At 45.1% G+C, this 17,787-nt stretch carries 6 protein-coding genes; 3 read left to right on the top strand and 3 right to left on the bottom strand.

Annotation, left to right across the window (positions count from 1 at the left end; genetic code table 11):
• Positions 1-21: 21 nt before the first annotated feature.
• The 3 genes from AC04NP_RS16395 to AC04NP_RS16385 form a co-directional block, all read right to left on the bottom strand.
• Positions 22-3,267 (bottom strand): SusC/RagA family TonB-linked outer membrane protein, encoded by a 3,246-nt coding sequence (locus AC04NP_RS16395; RefSeq protein WP_482860906.1) that lies wholly within the window; start codon positions 3,265-3,267, stop codon positions 22-24.
• Positions 3,268-3,535: 268 nt separating this feature from the next.
• Positions 3,536-4,450, bottom strand: coding sequence for a helix-turn-helix domain-containing protein (locus AC04NP_RS16390; RefSeq protein ID WP_482860905.1), 915 nt, complete (start codon positions 4,448-4,450; stop codon positions 3,536-3,538).
• Positions 4,451-4,650: 200 nt separating this feature from the next.
• A complete protein-coding gene (locus AC04NP_RS16385; RefSeq protein WP_482860904.1) occupies positions 4,651-5,451 on the bottom strand; it encodes an outer membrane beta-barrel protein in 801 nt (266 codons plus the stop codon).
• Positions 5,452-5,700: 249 nt separating this feature from the next.
• Here AC04NP_RS16385 and AC04NP_RS16380 point away from each other — a divergent pair, with 249 nt between their 5' ends.
• The 3 genes from AC04NP_RS16380 to AC04NP_RS16370 all read left to right on the top strand — a co-directional run.
• The gene (locus AC04NP_RS16380) at positions 5,701-7,074 is read left to right on the top strand and encodes a PorP/SprF family type IX secretion system membrane protein (protein WP_482860903.1); all 1,374 of its coding nucleotides are present in this window, start codon (positions 5,701-5,703) and stop codon (positions 7,072-7,074) included.
• Entirely contained in the window at positions 7,075-10,563 is a 3,489-nt protein-coding gene (locus AC04NP_RS16375; RefSeq protein WP_482860902.1) for an FG-GAP-like repeat-containing protein, read from the top strand. It abuts the gene before it with no gap.
• 427 nt (positions 10,564-10,990) lie between these two features.
• On the top strand, positions 10,991-17,787 hold a 6,797-nt coding region (locus tag AC04NP_RS16370), incomplete at its 3' end, for a hypothetical protein (RefSeq protein ID WP_482860901.1).

Here is a 17,787-nt window from a genome sequence, read left to right as displayed (position 1 = left end):
TTATCTTTTGAAAATTTAATACTAATAAGTGATTTGAATGGAGAACAAAAATGACGCTGTGCTGGGATTAGTAAAATAGTCTAATCCCAAGGCATTACCGACACCTACCTGGTTGACTTCCGGATCGACGCCGACCAAATCAGTCCACAGCGCAAGATTACGGCCGGTAGCGGTCAGTGTAACGGCACTTAACTTGGTTTTTTCCCTGAACCATTGATCATTGATCACGTAGCTCAGCGAAAGTTCACGAAGTCTGGTAAAAGTGGCGTCGATAATGGAAAAGTTGTAGGCCTGATTATCACCGAACCCTCCGCCGATCCCGGTTCTGTACCAGGTTTCATCCAATAATACCGGCCCACCTCCGAAATCAGCCACATTGCCTCTTACCGTCGTACCGGCAGGAATTACCACGCCATCGTAGTTGACCAGATCCTGGCTAAGTGTAATACGATTGGCTGTTTCGGCCGTAGTGCCAAACCGTCGTAATACCCATTGCGTACGGGGTGAGAAATCCCCTCCCTGGGCGTGCTCAAACAGCACGTTTAAAGCCAGGTTTTTCCACCTTGCCCTTAATCCGAGGCCCCCTCTCCAATCCGGATTAGGATCTCCCAATACGATGGGACTTGGTGTTAACTGAGGAAATCCATTGGCATCCAGGATAAAGTTACCATTGTCATCCACTTGTGAGCCGGTTCCGAACAAAACCCCTAATTGCTCCCCGGCAATGGCCCTGGAACTTACTGAAGCGCCGGGAGATAAGTTAATGGTTTCAGTGCCCTTCAATCTCGTCACCTCATTAACATTTCTGCTCCAGTTAGCATAAAGTCCTATATTCCAGTTGTTTTGGTTGTAGATAGTGTAATCCGTTTCTAACTCGAAACCCTTGTTTTCCATCGTGCCGGCATTATCATATTTTGTATCATATCCGAATGAAGGGGTGAGATCGAGGCGGAAAAGGATGTCTTCAATTTCATTTTGATAATACGACATGTTTAATGAAAGTTTGTCACTGAACAGTCTTAAGTCCAGACCAATTTCCCATTCCGTTTTTATTTCCGGTTCCAGGTCGGGGTTTCCCAGGTCATCGTCCAGCCTGAATCCACCGCCAAACAGCGATATATCCAAAGGGTCGTCATAGGTGGTGTACCTGAACGCACCTTCGGCCACGGTTTGAAAACGGTGGGCAATAGGCTGTACGCCCACCTGACCCCAGGAAGCCCGTAGCTTGCCAAAAGAAATAAATGTGTTGCCCAGATTGAATTTTTTCGTAAACTGCCAGGCTGCGTCGATGGATGGGTAAAAGAATGTACCGGTTACACTTGATGCAGCTTCCATTGTGCCGGACATATTCACAAATAATTGGTCATACAGATCAAAGGACAAAATACCAAATCCCCGATTTGAGCGGATCAGCCTTTTCTGGTTTTCTACTGTGCTGTTTTGAGCAGCCGTATTAAGATCGGTGGTGGGTTTGCCGGAGTTGACCAGGAAGCCGATAATAGTCGCATTATTAAACCGCCTGTTCCGGTCATTGATATTCCAACCCAAGGTAGCCTGCAAAGCTACGTCGTTGCTTAATCTGAAATTTCCCCTGGCAATGGCATCGAAGTTCAATTCCCTTTCGGAAATGATATCCTCGGCAAATGCCCCGGGGTTATTGTCGCCTGCTGTTCCGATGGGAAATAGATATTCCTGTTTATCACTATAATTATCGACGCCTCCTCTCAGGATTATCTGAAGAAAATCGGCCGGTGAAATAGTCAATTCCGTGGACATATTGAACCTGTTTACTGTTGAGCTGGAAATCTGTTCATTGATGGTCCATAGGGGATTGTTATAAGTAGGATTGGACCTGGAGCCTAAATATCTGCGGTAAGCCCTTTGACGGCCTCTGAATACCCCGCCTTCACCGTCATGATAAGTTCCCAGATAATCTGTGATATCAAAATCGGGAGGGGTTCTCAACAGGCCCAGCAACAAACCGGCCGTGTTGGAATTTTGCTGAATACGGTTGGAACCGGTTGAAATATAGCCTGCCTTGGAGGTAATGGTTATCCAATCCGTCAGATTGAACTTTGTATTTAACCTCAGGTTGGTCCTGTCATAGTCTGACCGTCTGATGATACCTTCCTGGTCGAGCCTTCCAACGCTCATGAAATAGGTGGCATCTTCTTTTCCCCCACTGATAGACAGATCATTTTGAATGAAATATCCGGTTTGAAATACCTGGTCCCAGTTGGAATCAACATAAGTATCCTGCGAATTACGTGTGATAATAGGATAATACCTTGTACCCTCCTCGGCCTCGAAGAATTCACCCGATTGATCTACCTCGTCCGGTCCACCGCTGCGTGCAGGTATGTAATCTCCCCATGACTCAATGCCGGTTGGCGAATATTCACCATTCCTGCCCTGACCCCATACGGATTGCATAGGAATTCTTTCATGCACCCTGTCAAATGAGACGGTAGATTTAAAGTCAATTTTCATTTTGCCGGCCTTTCCGTTCTTGGTGGTAATGACAATAACCCCGTTGGCTGCCCTGGAACCCCAAAGGGAAGCCGCGGAAGCGCCTTTCAAAATTTGCACCGACTCGATATCGTTGGGATTAATATCATTTAGCCTGGATTGCTGCGATACGCCTCCTGTCTCACCACCTGACAATTCATTTCCTCCGATATCTGTGCCGTAAATGGTTGATCCGCTTATCGGTACACCATCTACGATAATCAAAGGATCGCTAGGTCCGGAAATGGTATTCGCACCCCTTATCCGGATCGTTGAACCTGCCCCCGGATCACCATTGGTCCTGGAAATCCTGACGTTGGCGGCTTTTGTAGCTAATGAGTTTAACAACATGGGTTCTCCGGATCTTACCATGTCATCCGTATTAACGGTAGAATATGTAGCGCCCATTTTATCTTTCTGCTGTTTGAATCCCAGCGCCGTGACCACTACTTCCTGCAATTGCTTGAGATCCGACTCCAAAGTCACATTAACCACCGAGCGGGTACCTACATCGACTGTCTGGGTAATGTATCCTACCAGACTGAAAACCAGAATCGTTCCGTCTCCGGGGATATCCAGCACATAATTCCCATTGACATCGGTGATGGTTCCTGTTGAAGAGCCTTGAATCAGAATATTGACACCGATCATGTCTTCCCCCGCATCGTCAATTACTTTGCCCCTTATTTCCCGCTGTGCCAGGGCTGTCAGGCTAAAAAAAGCCGGCAATACAATAGTAATAGTAAATTTTAACTTCATAAGTTATTCGTATTTAATAAGTTAATAGTTGTTTGCAAATAATTAATTTAATCTCTGGTAGTAGCCAACCCATTGATGATTGACCCCTGCTTGGATTGGAGCCGGCTGCAATTTTACAGCCTGTCCAGGTGTCTTATGGTCAGGATACCTGTGGGGTACACTTTTACTTCCGCCCTTAGATTTCCTTTTTTCCGGAAACCTTTTTCCAATGACCGAAATGACGGATTATCGACCTTAATTCCACAAGTTATCAATCAGCACCGCCAGCTTATATGCGAATATTGCTTTTTTTTGTTCTGTAGGCTTCCGGACTGAGCCTCAGTCTGTTTTTGAATAATCGCCCAAATGAACTTGGGCTTTCAAAGCCTACTTCCGAACTAATTTCGGCGACAGATTTACGTGAATTGGCAAGCAGGTAACAGGCGAATCTTAACCGCTCGGTGGTAATATGTTCATAAGGTGTGATCCGGTATAAATCTTTGAAGGTCCTCAGAAAATGAAAAGGAGACATAGCTGCTTCCCGGCTAATTTCCGAAAGGGTAAGTTTTTTCATGAAATAAGCATTCATGTAATCCCTGGCGATATCGATCCTCCGGAGTAATTCGAGTTTCGTGGATTTTTTCTTGTTTTGTATTCTATTGATCTTTGTAAGATGCTTTTGGTAGTTTTTTAATATTCGTTCCAGCAGTTTAAAGTGCAGTTGATCATAAAAAACCAGGTCCTTGTTTTTTTCTATAATTCCCCTCTTCAGGTTTTTTAATATTTTGCTTACCTGCAAATCCTGTTGATAGACACCTTCCGGAAAATAAAAGTTACCCGTTTGGGTATAGTAAAAGGGAAAATCCAGCAGTTCGCCCTCCGAATTCACCAGATTTGAGAACACATCATTAACAATTTCTCCCTCAAAAGCCACAATGATCGATTCTACCGGATCGACTGAGTTCACTTCGCTATAATACGTTTGACCTTTATTAACGAGCAAGTAGCTACCCTCCCTTAGCATATGCGATTGATTATCAACGTTATAGTATTGATATCCATGCAAAACACCCCTGAAGGTGAGCCTTGATATGTGCTTTCCCGAATGTAAATGATCGGCTTTGATATAGAAAGTATTTCCGGTAGAAAAATCCGGTTTATTTCCACTGATGGAACAATAATTATTACCATCGATCGCAGTCATAAGGCTGCTGCAATATGGACAATAGGCACTTAACATTTTAGGAAAAACAGTAACAAACGCCTACTCGCAGGTCAAGGCGTTTGTTTATACAATTAAATAAAATTTATGATCAGTTACAAATCCCTTGGTTCGTGTTATTCTTAACCAATCAAAGGGGATTTGTTGAAAAACATCAAAAAAGAGGCTCAAAAACTAACCGGCTACCTTCTTCTTTTGATTTTTTTTGTCGATTTACCCTTTTTACGCTGTGATAAATTCATGTCAAACAGATAGGCAACAGACGCTTTGAGGCCCCCATTCACCGCCCTCAAATTATCGCTATATGCAAATAGCTGGTAAGGAAACTCCACACTACTGTCTTTTTTTCCCACAAAGGTACTACCCATTTCCAACCGAAAATCCACCATCAGTATATTGTTCCTGCCGGGTTTAAAAATCAGTCCCCCACCTATGTTTAACCCCAGTTGGAGCCTGTTGGGATGATTTATATTAGACTGATCGGCATCAAAAGATGGCTGATCGAAAACAATTTCATAATCCAGACGCTCTGTACTCCACTCAGCTTCCAACTCACTGTTTGAAATACTTCCTGAGCCGTTAATCCAGTAACTGATATTTGGTCCTGCATTCACGTACCATTGATAAGCTCCGTTTCCTTGCCGGACGTTAAACCTTCTGGTGAAAAGTAAAGGAATATCTATATGGTTGTAGGTAACGTCATGTTTCAGTACCGGATCGAACTCTCCCCTCACCTTCTTACCCTTTTGAGAATAGGCAAATTCAAAATTTAAGGCAAAGTTTTCTTTGACTTCCACCACTGCGGCGATACCCAGGTTGATGCCTGGTTTTGGATGAAGCCTTATATCTTCTGTGTCTTCCTTGCTGGAAAAAAATGGCTTAAATGCCTGTAAACCTGCCTTTGGCCCGATGTATAATTGCCCGAAACAGTTCGGTAACAAGCAAAAAATCAGGCTTGCAAATAATATATACCTTTTGTTCATGACAGTTTAGTTTTAGAATTTTAGCGGATTTAATGGAAAAATTACATTTATACTACCTGAGTAAACAATTCACACAAGATCAAAGCACCTTGATCACCTTCAGTCTTATATTTAGTTATGGTTAACATTAAAATGGACTTAATTTCTTTCGTTTATAAATCTATCTCTTTATGGTATAAGGGCTCGTTTTGGAATTAAAAGGCAGTTAATGGGTAAATAGGTACAACCTAATATAGGATAATTTCTCTTATGCCAGTGAATCTGAACAGGAGATACAAGTCAAACAACAGGAGATATTTTGCAGGTATAGTTAGAAAAAACAGCACAATAGTATTATTTTTTTTCTTTCATTGCCTGTGTAGCCTTTCCTATGCCCAAAATTATCCGGTTTACAATCATTTTTATATGAACCCTTATTTATACAATCCGGCGGAGGCAGGTAATGCGTTGCGTCCTGCAATCTTTGTAAACCATCGCCAGCAATGGCGAGGTGTCGAAGGCGCACCGGTAGTATCGACATTAAGCTTTCATACCCCTTTTAACCGAAGTAATGCCAGGGCCGGACTCAATATATCGTCCTTCGAGCGGGGGCTGTTAACCACACTGGATGCCCACCTTACCTATGGGTATGCAATCCCTATTTCGCCTGAGTCTTCTTTCAGACTGGCATTATCCGCCGGGTTGATTAGCAATTCCATCGATTTTTCGCAGGTGGATAACCCTGATGACCCCGCTCTGGTCAATTTTTTGAATAATAATCAGCAATTAGCCGGCAAGTTTGGGGTCAAATACCAGTCTAACGGGCTCAATATCGGTATAGCCTTACCTCAATTATTTGCTCCCGATTATATCAATACGACAAGTTTTGAAAACTATCGACTGAATCCATTCGATGAAGTGGTCTTCATGGTGTACTATAAAAAAAGGGCCGATGCCTACTTTAAAACCAAGAGAAGAGGCCGGGCAAGGTATACCAAAAAAGTCGAAGCACAATATGCTCCCCTGGAGTTACACTTTCTTTACTGGTATGCCAAGGCAGGAAACAATCAGTTTGAAGCATTGGCCAAGCTAAACTTAAGTCAGGCATTTTGGGTGGGAGCTTCATTCAGGCAGGGTTATGGAATAACCGGTAATCTGGGGTTCAATTTCAGCAAATTTACCCTTGCCTATGCCTATGAGCCGGCATCGAAGCTTGTGACCGGGCCATTTGATGGCTCCCATGAAGTTCAGTTATCGTACCGGTTTGGTAAGGAAGTTAAAGGAAAGATCAGGCAGAAAAGGTTAAAACCCCAGCCATCTAAAGTAAATCCTGCCAAGGCTGAAGGAGCGCATAAGGCCAGATATCAGATCACTGAAAACAAAGGTTATAAAAATACCGCCATCGATGCCAATGGTAAAAGGTTTCTGATATCCATTAAGTCCTTTACCGATTTTTCTCATGCCGATGCTTATCAGCAATACCTCAAAAAACGAAATTATGATGCCAGAATTCATTTTGATAAAAATAATAACACGTATCATGTTTACATTTCAGAAGTTTCCAGGTACAGGGAAGCAAAAAGTGAGTTAAAAAGAATCATGCAGAACAAGAAATTCAGAAAAGCTAAAATCATACAACCTTAGATGGCACAGATATTCCAGTTCATAACGCAAGTTTTCCAATCCATGGTCCAGGCCCAGGCGACACCTTGTGCCTTCGTGCCTTTGTGGTTACAACAAGGCACCACGAAGGCGCAAAGACCCCAGGAAATTGCCGGCGCATATCAAAAATTTACTGACGCAAGCGTCTCGTGGCTGTTGCACAGCGTTTTCGACAAAATTCTTTGTGTCTTGTGCCCCTCAACGTCGAAAGGATACAAGCGTCCCGTGACTGTTGTGTCACTTTCAACCGATCATCAATACTTTAAATGTAGAAATATGAAAGCTCCAAAAATCATCATAACCGCTTTTTTTCTCGTCACAGCCTTTGTTGCCAATACGCTGGGCCAGAAACCTGTAATTTCCAGTATTGATAAGCAAAATGCCTCTTTGGGCGAAATAATTTCCATTACCGGCTCCAATTTTGGTAATAACCTGGCCGATATCCGGGTTTTTTCCGGGGGGGCTGAAGCAACGGTAACCTTTGTCTCAGAACAGTTTATTGAAGCACAGGTTCCGGCCGGAGCCACATTTAACCGGATTTCGGTACATAATATCAGCAACGGACTTATCGGATACGCTACCAGCCATTTTGCCATCAGCTTTTCTGGCCAAAATGGTATAGATCCCTCCGATTTTGAAGCACAGGTGGATTATTTCGCCGAAAGGGGGCTATATGATATCTGCTTGTGCGACTTTAACATGGATGGATTGCTGGATATTGCCGCTGCCAATGAGCAAAGTAGCTCCGTGTCCCTTTTCACCAACAATAGCACGCCCGGCAATATCAATTACAGCAAAGGGTCAATATTTATCGGCAAGCCAACCATTAACATCAATTGTGGCGATCTGAATGGCGATGGGAAGCCAGATTTAGTGGTTTCCGAAGGAAATAACGGCAACCAGCTTTACATCTTTCAAAATACAACCGTATCTCCAACCATCAGCTTTTCTTCTCAAAGCGTGACCTTCACGGGTTCGGTACTTAGAAGGATCGAGATCAACGACCTTGACAACAATGGGAAACCCGAATTGATCATTACCAATTCAGGAAGTAATAAGGTGCTCTTCTTAGACAACCAAAGCACCATAGCCAGTGTTGTATTCTCCCCCATTATTCACGAAATAACCATACCTCAGGCCTCACGGACCATGGGCTTGTCGGTGGAGGATTTAAACGGAGACCAATTGCCTGAAATAGTAGTCAATCAATTCCTCACAGATAATGGGAACTGCTTTGTGATTCAAAACACCAGTTCACCCGGTAATTTTCAGTTCAACAATATTATTGAATTAGGGATTCCAGGTACCATAGTCAACCTGAAAGTAGGAGATATAGACGGCGATGGTAAAAGAGATATCGTAGCTACCCAACTGCTAAGCTCTGCTATATCAATTTTTCTTAATGAAACAGCAGTCGGAGCAGCGCCCGGCTTTTCGGCGCCGGTTAACTTCCCCGCCAATAACCGGCCCTGGGGCCTTGATTTTGGGGATTTGGATGGGGATAAAAAAAATGATATCGTCATTGGCTCCATCAGCAACATTAATCAGGTAACTGTTTTAAACAACAACAGCACACCTGGAAATTTGCAATTTGACAGGGTTGTATTGAATGCAACCGATGTAAACCGTAATGTCAAAGTCGGAGATGTGGATGGTGACGCCAAGCCTGACATTGTCTTCACCAGCATCGATGACACCAACCTGGGTAGCCTGGCCTCTAATGTTTCCATATTCAGAAACCGGCAATGTGTATTTCCGGAGATTTTAAATGGAGACCCTATCACTATCTGCAATGGAAATACTGAAAGATTACGGAGTACCCAGGCACCGGGGGCTACTTACCGGTGGCAGAAAGACAGTGAACCTCCTGTTAACACTACCGATCCTTTTTTAGATATTACAGATGCTGGAATTTATAGAGTGACCGTAATCTCGGATGGCGGTTTATGTACGGTGGCTTCACCCTCTATCACCGTAAACGTTGATGCAGGAACGATTCCCGGAGGCATCGTATTAAACAGTAATTCCCCTGTTTGTATCGGTGAAGTATTAAATCTGTCGGTTTCCGGCCCTCCGGGCACAACTTATACCTGGCGGGGGCCTGATAATTTTAGTTCAACTGCACAAAATCCTGCCATTGCTGGTTTCAGCGAAGCCATGGTAGGCAAGTATTATGTGACCCCTAAACTCGGCAACTGTGCAGGTGCTGAAGAATCCCTGTTGATATCATCGGTCGAAACCCCATTTTTAGTCATTTCCAACCTTGGAAACGACAACTTATGTATGGGGGACAACACAACGTTATCGGTCATTGACGATCCGGATTTCACGTACCGCTGGAAAAAGGACGGTGTCGACATTGGCGGCGCTATCGGTCATCAGTTTACTGTGACCGATAGCGGGTTATACACTGTGGCTATAGGGAATAAAAACGTGCCCGGTTGTTCCCCCCGTGAAACCACACCTTATCAGATCAGTGTGTTTACCCGGCCTACTGCGGATTTTAACAATGACAGCAAGCTTTGTTCCCAATCCCCTGTCTCCTTTACCAATCTATCTGCCTCGGACAACAATGCCAATGTCACCTATTCCTGGAATTTTGGCGACAGCAATACCAGCTTGCAGGAAAACCCCACGCATACGTATAACGACGACGACAGTTATGACGTTCGTTTGAGAGTTGAGTATCAGGGGTTAACCTGTTTTGATGAAGTTACAAAGACCATTGTAGTGAATGAAACGCCATCAGTAGAAATTACCAGCGAAAACGATATGAAAGCCATTTGTCCGGGAGGCAGTGTTATGCTTTCAGTGGATGACTCGTATGACAATATCTCATGGAGTAATGGCAGCAATGCTAACAGCATAACCGCTGACCGTGAAGGCCTTTTTTCGGTAGAAGTAACAGAAAACGGATGTAGCACAAGCGATGACTTCACGGTAGGGCTTTTCCCTGTTCCCGACGTAGGTATCCAGGCAGAAACCACGGTATTAAAGCTAGGCCGAAGCTTACAACTTACCGCTTCCGGGCTAGCCGATTATAGCTGGTTACCTGATGTGGATACATTAATCAATGATCCGTCGATTGCCAGCCCGGAGGTAACCCCGGTTGAAACTACTACCTTCACGGTAAAGGGTACTGATGAAAACGGTTGTTATGGCGAGGCAAGCATTACCATAGAAGTCCGGGAAGGAAAAATCACAGACCGGATTAATCCCCATAAACTTTTCTCCCCTAACAATGATAATGTCGATGATAACTGGATCATCGGCGGTATTACCAATTTTCCCGTATGCAGGATCAGTATTTTCGATCAAAAAGGCGTTATGGTCTTTGAGGCCAGCCCATACGCAAATTCCTGGGATGGGACTTTAAACGGTAAACCGCTTAGTCAGGGCGTATACTATTATGTCATCGAATGTGGTTCAAGTGAGGACCGCAGAGCAGGAGCCATTACATTGATCAGGTAAAAATTATGAAAAAATAAGCGCTTCGGGACATATTAAAACTTACAAGGATAAATTTTGCATAGTACAATTTAATCTAAAAATACCACATAGCCCGCCAGTTGAAAAAACAGTAGTGCATCAGGGCTCGTTGTTCACTGTAAATCGGCTTGTAACCTATTGAAAATATACCATTTGTACACTTCTTATTGTACGGAGAAACTCTTTAAAGGAGGAGTTATTGCATAACAAAAAAGGTGCCTGTTTACGCTTATATGGTACACGAAATACAATATTTAATTAGTTAGAAATACTTACATGACGTGGTTACCATGGCAGTTTAAGAGCAATACATAACTATAAAAAGGCTTTGTTTGGATTTTGGTCCTGAAATAAGGCGTTTATAATTTTTATTTAACCAATTGACCTGGCTAAAACTTTTTTTTACGAGATGAGGACAATAAGAATATTCATATTTTTTTGTTGGTTAGGCGCAACGACTGCCTTCGGCCAAGAGGTTTGTAATAATAATGTCGACGATGACGGGGATGGTTTTATAGATTGCTATGATTCCAACTGTGCCAACAATTCATTTTGCGACGGTACCTTCTTAGGCAATGACGTAAGCTGCCAGGCGCAGCCATCGGAGTTTCCGACATTTTCTATGAAAAGGGACTGGTTTTCCAGAAATAAGACGGCAGTTCATTTCGGTAGATTAGCCATCGGTGACCTGGATAACGATGGGATTCCCGAGGTGGTTAGTTTTAATACCTATGATGAGAGGCTTTATATATTAGAAGGAGATGATGGAGATACCAGGCGTTCGAGAAATGTCGCAAGCGAATACAGCAGGGTATTCGATCACGACATCGCCATCGCTCATATTGATGGGGATAATTGTGGGGATATCTTTGTTATGGGCCGAAGAAATAATAGCAATCAGTATGTGGTTGCACGATACGACTGTAATCTTAACAGGATATGGCGCAGGAATGTGGGTACTGTAGAACCGGGCACAATTGCTTTGGCAGACTTCAATGGTGATGGTTCTGTAGAATTATATTATAAGAATGAGATACGTAACGCACACAATGGGAACCGACTGGTACAAGGCGTAGGCGACTACAACCAAATGGCAAAAGCCACGGTCGCTGTGGATCTTTATGGTGACAGTGACCTGGAATTGGTAGAAGGTGGCAACATTTATGATATTGATCTGGTGGCCGGTACCGCTACATTGATTGCCTCTATGCCGGGGTACAATGTTAAAGGTAGATTCAGTTCCTCCAGTGTGGCCGACTATAACCAGGATGGTCTGCTCGATATTATTGCCACTGGTGGGGATGATGCCGGAATAACCACGGTTTTCTTCTGGAGTCTCTCGCCAGATAGTACCGTACTCACTTATAGTGATGCCTTTGGCACCGGGGATTATCAAAATGGATGGGACAGAGGAACCGGCCGGGTGAATATCGCCGATATTAATGGCGATGGAAGACTTAACGCAACCTATGTCTCAGGAGAGTACCTTTACGCCTTGGATGATAATATGAACCGAATATGGCGATCACAAATTAATGAACAATCCTCAGGGTTTACAGGATGTACGCTTTTTGATTTTAATGGAGATGGTGTTTCTGAAATCGTTTACAGGGATGAAAGATGGCTATACATTATTAATGGAGAAGATGGCACCCAATACCCGGGGGCGGCAGTACCATGTATATCCAGAACATTCATAGAATACCCGATTGTGGCTGATGTAGACGGAGACGGCTCCACGGAATTATGCGTGACCTGCGGATTTAATGATCAAAATGCCTGGACAAACTTTTGGGACAATCCGTATTCCGAAAACTCCCATGTAAGGGTCTTTGAATCAGCAGGTGAGCCTTGGGTGCCTGCCAGGCGTCTTTGGAATCAACATGCTTATTTCAATGTAAATATCAATGATGATTTAACCATTCCAAGAATTCAGCAAAAACATCACCTGACATTCTCTGTCGGCAACTGTACCTCCGGGCCGAACCGTCCGCTGAATTCATTTTTAAATCAATCACCTTATATGGACTCCAATGGATGTCCGGTATATGCCTCGCCCGACCTGGCCTTTGTGGTTAACTCATTAAGCGTGCAGGAGCCTGACTGTCCTGAAATGGATTTTCTTGTTTCTTTTGAAATTGAAAATTTAGGAGACATCGAATTAAACGGGGACCTTCCTATTACCTTTTATGAGGGAGACCCTAATACGGCAACTACCGACAAACTCAATACGGAAACTGTTACCGTCAATAATCTTGTACCCGGTGCCACAATGGCTATCAATGACCTGACAGTCCATGCTACTGGCGGAAGTTTTGTATTATACATTGTCTTAAATGATGATGGCACCACCATCCCATTAAACCTGCCTAATACGGATTTTTTTGAATGTGATTACGGCAATAACATACTTTCCGCAGACATTGAACCGATACCATTTTCACTATCGACGGAAACAACAGACAATACCGTCTGTGATGTTAACTTAACCGGAAATGGCAGCGCCAGGGCTTATCGACTGGTGGGAACTACAGAAGAAACCGCCGACTATACATTTTACTGGTATAATGGTAATGCGGTGGGTACAACCCCTGATTTTACAGGGCCGGTTTACTCGAATCTTTCTGATGGTGAGTATACCGTTTATGCACTTCATAGTACGGTGGGGTGTAGCTCAGATACAGCCACGGTTACTGTTGGTTTAACACCCGGAGCGGTAACAGCGGCCATAATCCTGCAAAATCCGTACACTAACTGTAACAATCCTAACGGGCATTTACAGGCGGAAGTAAACGGTGGGGCCCCGGTCGGTCTTTTTAATTTTGCCTGGTATCAGGGAGATAATATTTTTACCTCTCCGTTGATTGGAACCAGTCACAACATTATCAATTTAGGTCCGGGGCAGTACACATTGCTGGTGACCGAAAAAAGCACGGGTTGTGAAACCATTGAAACCTATACGATCATAGATGACTCTGTTCCCCCTGTGGTGACAGCTTCTGCTGATGATGCGAGTTGTCCCAATCCGACCTCAGGCAGGGTAACTGCGCAGGTAACAGGCGGCAATGGCGGGCATAGTTTTGCATGGTACATAGGAACTACTGTCAAACCGACGCCCGATTACACCACCAGGGTAGTTAATAATCTGGCTCCGGGTGATTACACTGTGGTGGCTACGAAAAATTCGGATCAGTGTTCATCCACTCCTATGACCGTTACCGTGGACATTCCATCCGACCCGGTGGTTACTGCCAACAGGGTCGCAGTACAAACTTCCTGTGACACCGGCAATCCAAATGGTGCCGCCACAGCCCATGTGGGAGGGGTAACTGCCGGCTATACTTTCACATGGTACCAGGGGCAGGGAACTACTGGTACAGTGGTAGGTAGTACTGCCAATGTCAATGGGTTGAGCGCAGGTCCTTACACTGTGGAAGTTGTTAACGATGCAACGGGTTGTAGCAGCACAGAAGAGATTACAGTAACCGAAACACTCACCTACCCTACTGTAGCTGTCAATGTGGATAGTGACCAGACCGACTGCGCTCCGCCCAACGGACAGTTGAGTGCCAATGTAGGAGGTGCAACAACAGGATTTACCTTCCTTTGGTACAATGGCAATATAGGAACACCTGATCTGAATAACCCCGATGCTACAGGCATCACCTATTCGGGGCTTATAGCGGGCGAATATACTGTAGTGGCAGTGAACAATAACACCCAATGTCCATCAGCCAGGGTTGTCACTACTATTACCGATAACACAGTAATTCCAACCATCGCTATAAACGTTACGGATCAAACCAGTTGCGACGCTGCCTCGCCCAATGGTGAGTTAGCAGCCAGTGTGGGCGGCACCACGACAGGCTATACCTTTACATGGCATCGGGGCGCCGGTACCGCCGGTACTGTGGTTGCCAATACGGCTACAGCCACAGGTTTGGCAGCGGGGGTATACACGGTGGAGGCAGTCAATGCAGCTACCGGTTGTTCAAATACTTCACAAACTACTTTAAATAATAATCGCACCTATCCTGTGGTCACGCCGGTCGTGGATTCTCATCAAAGCGACTGTGTGCCGCCCAACGGACAACTCAGTGCGAATGTAGGCGGGTTGACAGCCGGTTTTACTTTCCTTTGGTACGATGGCAACGTCGGTACACCGGATCTTAGCAATCCTGACGCTACAGGTATCATTTATTCAGGACTCACGGCGGGTGATTATACCGTGGTGGCTGTTAACAACAATACCCAATGTCCGTCAGCCCCTGTGGTAGCCACAATGAATGATATTACGGTCCTTCCAACCATTGCTATAAACGTTACGGATCAAACCAGTTGCGATGCCGCATCGCCCAATGGTGAGTTTGCAGCCAGTGTGGGCGGCACCACGACAGGCTACACTTTTACATGGTATCGGGGCGCCGGTACCGCCGGTACTGTGGTTGCCAATACGGCTACAGCCACAGGTTTGGCAGCAGGGGTATACACGGTGGAGGCAGTCAATGCAGCTACCGGTTGTTCAAACACTTCACAAACTACTTTAAACAATAATCTCACCTATCCTGTGGTCACGCCGGTCGTGGATTTCAATCAAAACCATTGTGTTCCATCGAATGGACAGTTAAGTGCCAGTGTAGCAGGTACCACAACCGGTTTTACTTTCCTTTGGTACGATGGCAACATCGGTACACCGGATCTTAGCAACCCCGATGCTACAGGCATCACTTATGCCGGTCTTACAGCGGGTGACTATACTGTGGTAGCGGTTAACAACAACACCCAATGCCCGTCAGCCCCTGTGGTAGCCACAGTGAATGATATTACGGTCCTTCCAACCATTGCTATAAACGTTACAGATCAAACCAGTTGCGACGCTGCCTCGCCCAATGGTGAGTTAGCAGCCAGTGTGGGCGGCACCACGACAGGTTATACCTTTACATGGTATCAGGGGGCAGGTACCGCCGGTACTGTGGTTGCCAACACCCCTACAGCCTCAGGGCTGGCAGCGGGCGTGTATACGCTGGATGTAGTCAATGATGTTACCGGTTGTTCAAACACTTCACAAACTACTTTAAATAATAATCTCACCTATCCTGTGGTCACGCCGATAGTAGATTCCCATCAAAACCGTTGTATTCCGTCTAACGGACAGCTAAGCGCTAGTGTAGCAGGTACCACAACCGGTTTTACTTTCCTTTGGTACGATGGCAACGTCGGTACACCGGATCTTAGCAACCCCGATGCTACAGGCATCACTTATGCCGGACTTACAGCGGGTGACTATACTGTGGTAGCGGTTAACGACAACACCCAATGCCCGTCGACCCCGGTAGTAGCTACCATCAATGATAATACGGTAATACCTAATCTGGTGGCCAACAAAACCGACAATACCGCTTGTGATCCGGCCTTGTACAATGGCACAATTTCCGCGGGTATCGGTACGGTAGGAACCGTTGCGGGACATACATTTCATATATTCAGCGGCCAAACAACCGTGCCTGCTAATGAGGTTTCCGGGTCGCCCAGTGATCATCTCAGTGGTTTAACTGCAGGGATCTACACCATTCAGGCGATAAACAATGCCACAGGCTGTTCCAATACTATTGAAGTAACAGTCGACAACAATATCGTTCAGCCCGTTATCTCCCTATTAGGAACAGATGTCATGAGCTGTAGTCCGTTCGACGGTTCTATTACCGCAAGCGTTAACGTAGGCAATATTGCGGATTATACATTTTCGTGGTATGACGGCGGTGCAGTGAAAGCCGCAACGGACTATTCAACTACAGGAAACGTCTTATCCGGACTGGATGCAGGAACCTATACGGTAAACGCTTACAATAACGTTTTAGGATGTTTGGCACAAACGCCACAGACTATTACCATCAACCGGGATCCGGGCACAATTATTACAATTACTGAATTGGCATCCGAATTGACGATTCCTTCAAGCTGTAACATGGCTGGTGGTCAACTAGGCGTACAGGCCTCGGCTCCTGGCAACACAAGTGGTTTTACTTTTACCTGGTACGAAGGTGATCCTAATACGAACATGACCCTGCTTGGCAACGGAACCGATTTTCCGGTAAACAGTAACCGCTTAGGGTCATTGGAAAGCGGAAGGTATACAGTCATTGCCCTGGATAATGATACCGGATGCGAGGACACCCTGTCCATCGATCTTCCTTATGCCGGAGCGCCTACGTTATTAAGTATCACTATCCAGGATGACAATAATTGTACATATGGAAATGGTTCATTTACCGTAGACGTCGACCCCTCAGCCACATTGGGGGCCGATGAAGACTGGTTTGATGTGCAAATCTGGAAAGGCGGAAGCATGATCGAATCACAGAGAGGCGACGATTCGCTCAATGTTTTTGCAGGACTGGATCCGGGTAATTATACGGTGATAGCAGTTGAGACACATCCTTCACTCAGTGGATGTACAACCACACAAAATGCGACCATTGCCAGTACTTCTGTCCCTCCCGCTATTACAACAAACGCGATTTCAGACAACAGGAACTGTAGTGGCGCGACAGGGACAGGCTTAATATCATTATCTATCGATGGAGTGGCGACTCCAGCCTCTGGTTATGACTATAACTGGTATCAGGGTCAAACTACTTCCGACCCCGCCCTTCCGGCAGGAAATATAACTGCACCGGGACACACGGTGATTAATTTAACCGGAGGATATTATACTGTGGAAGTCATCGATAATACCGACCCTAATAATACCTGTTCTTCCGTGGCCACATTTTTCATTAATAATGATCCTTACATCATCGGCATAAACAGTGGCGATATCAATCTTACCCATCAAACCAACTGTGCTCCTCCATTTTTAGGGAATGCCACCGTCACCGAGATTTATATCGACGGCGTTGCGAACGGTGGTACGGCCGGATTTACATTCGAGTGGTTTGAAAGCGATGGCATTACCCCGGTTAGTGGAGCCGGAACAGGAGATGCACTTGCCGTAAATGTTAATGCAGGAGATTACTTTGTAAGAGCTACTAACACCACATCGAACTGTATGTCATCCCTGGTTGCTTTCGAGATATTGGATCATACCGTGGATCCCAATGTGGTCATGGTATTGGGTGCCCCCAACACCGTTTGTGATATGGTAAACTTTTTCCCTAACGGTCAGCTTTCCGCCTCGGTAACCGAAGGAATGACCACAGGGGTGAT

The organism is Agaribacillus sp. DX54, from assembly GCF_056858335.1.
The sequence above is the reverse complement of the archived record's forward strand: the minus strand, read 5'-3'. Positions and strand labels throughout refer to the sequence as shown.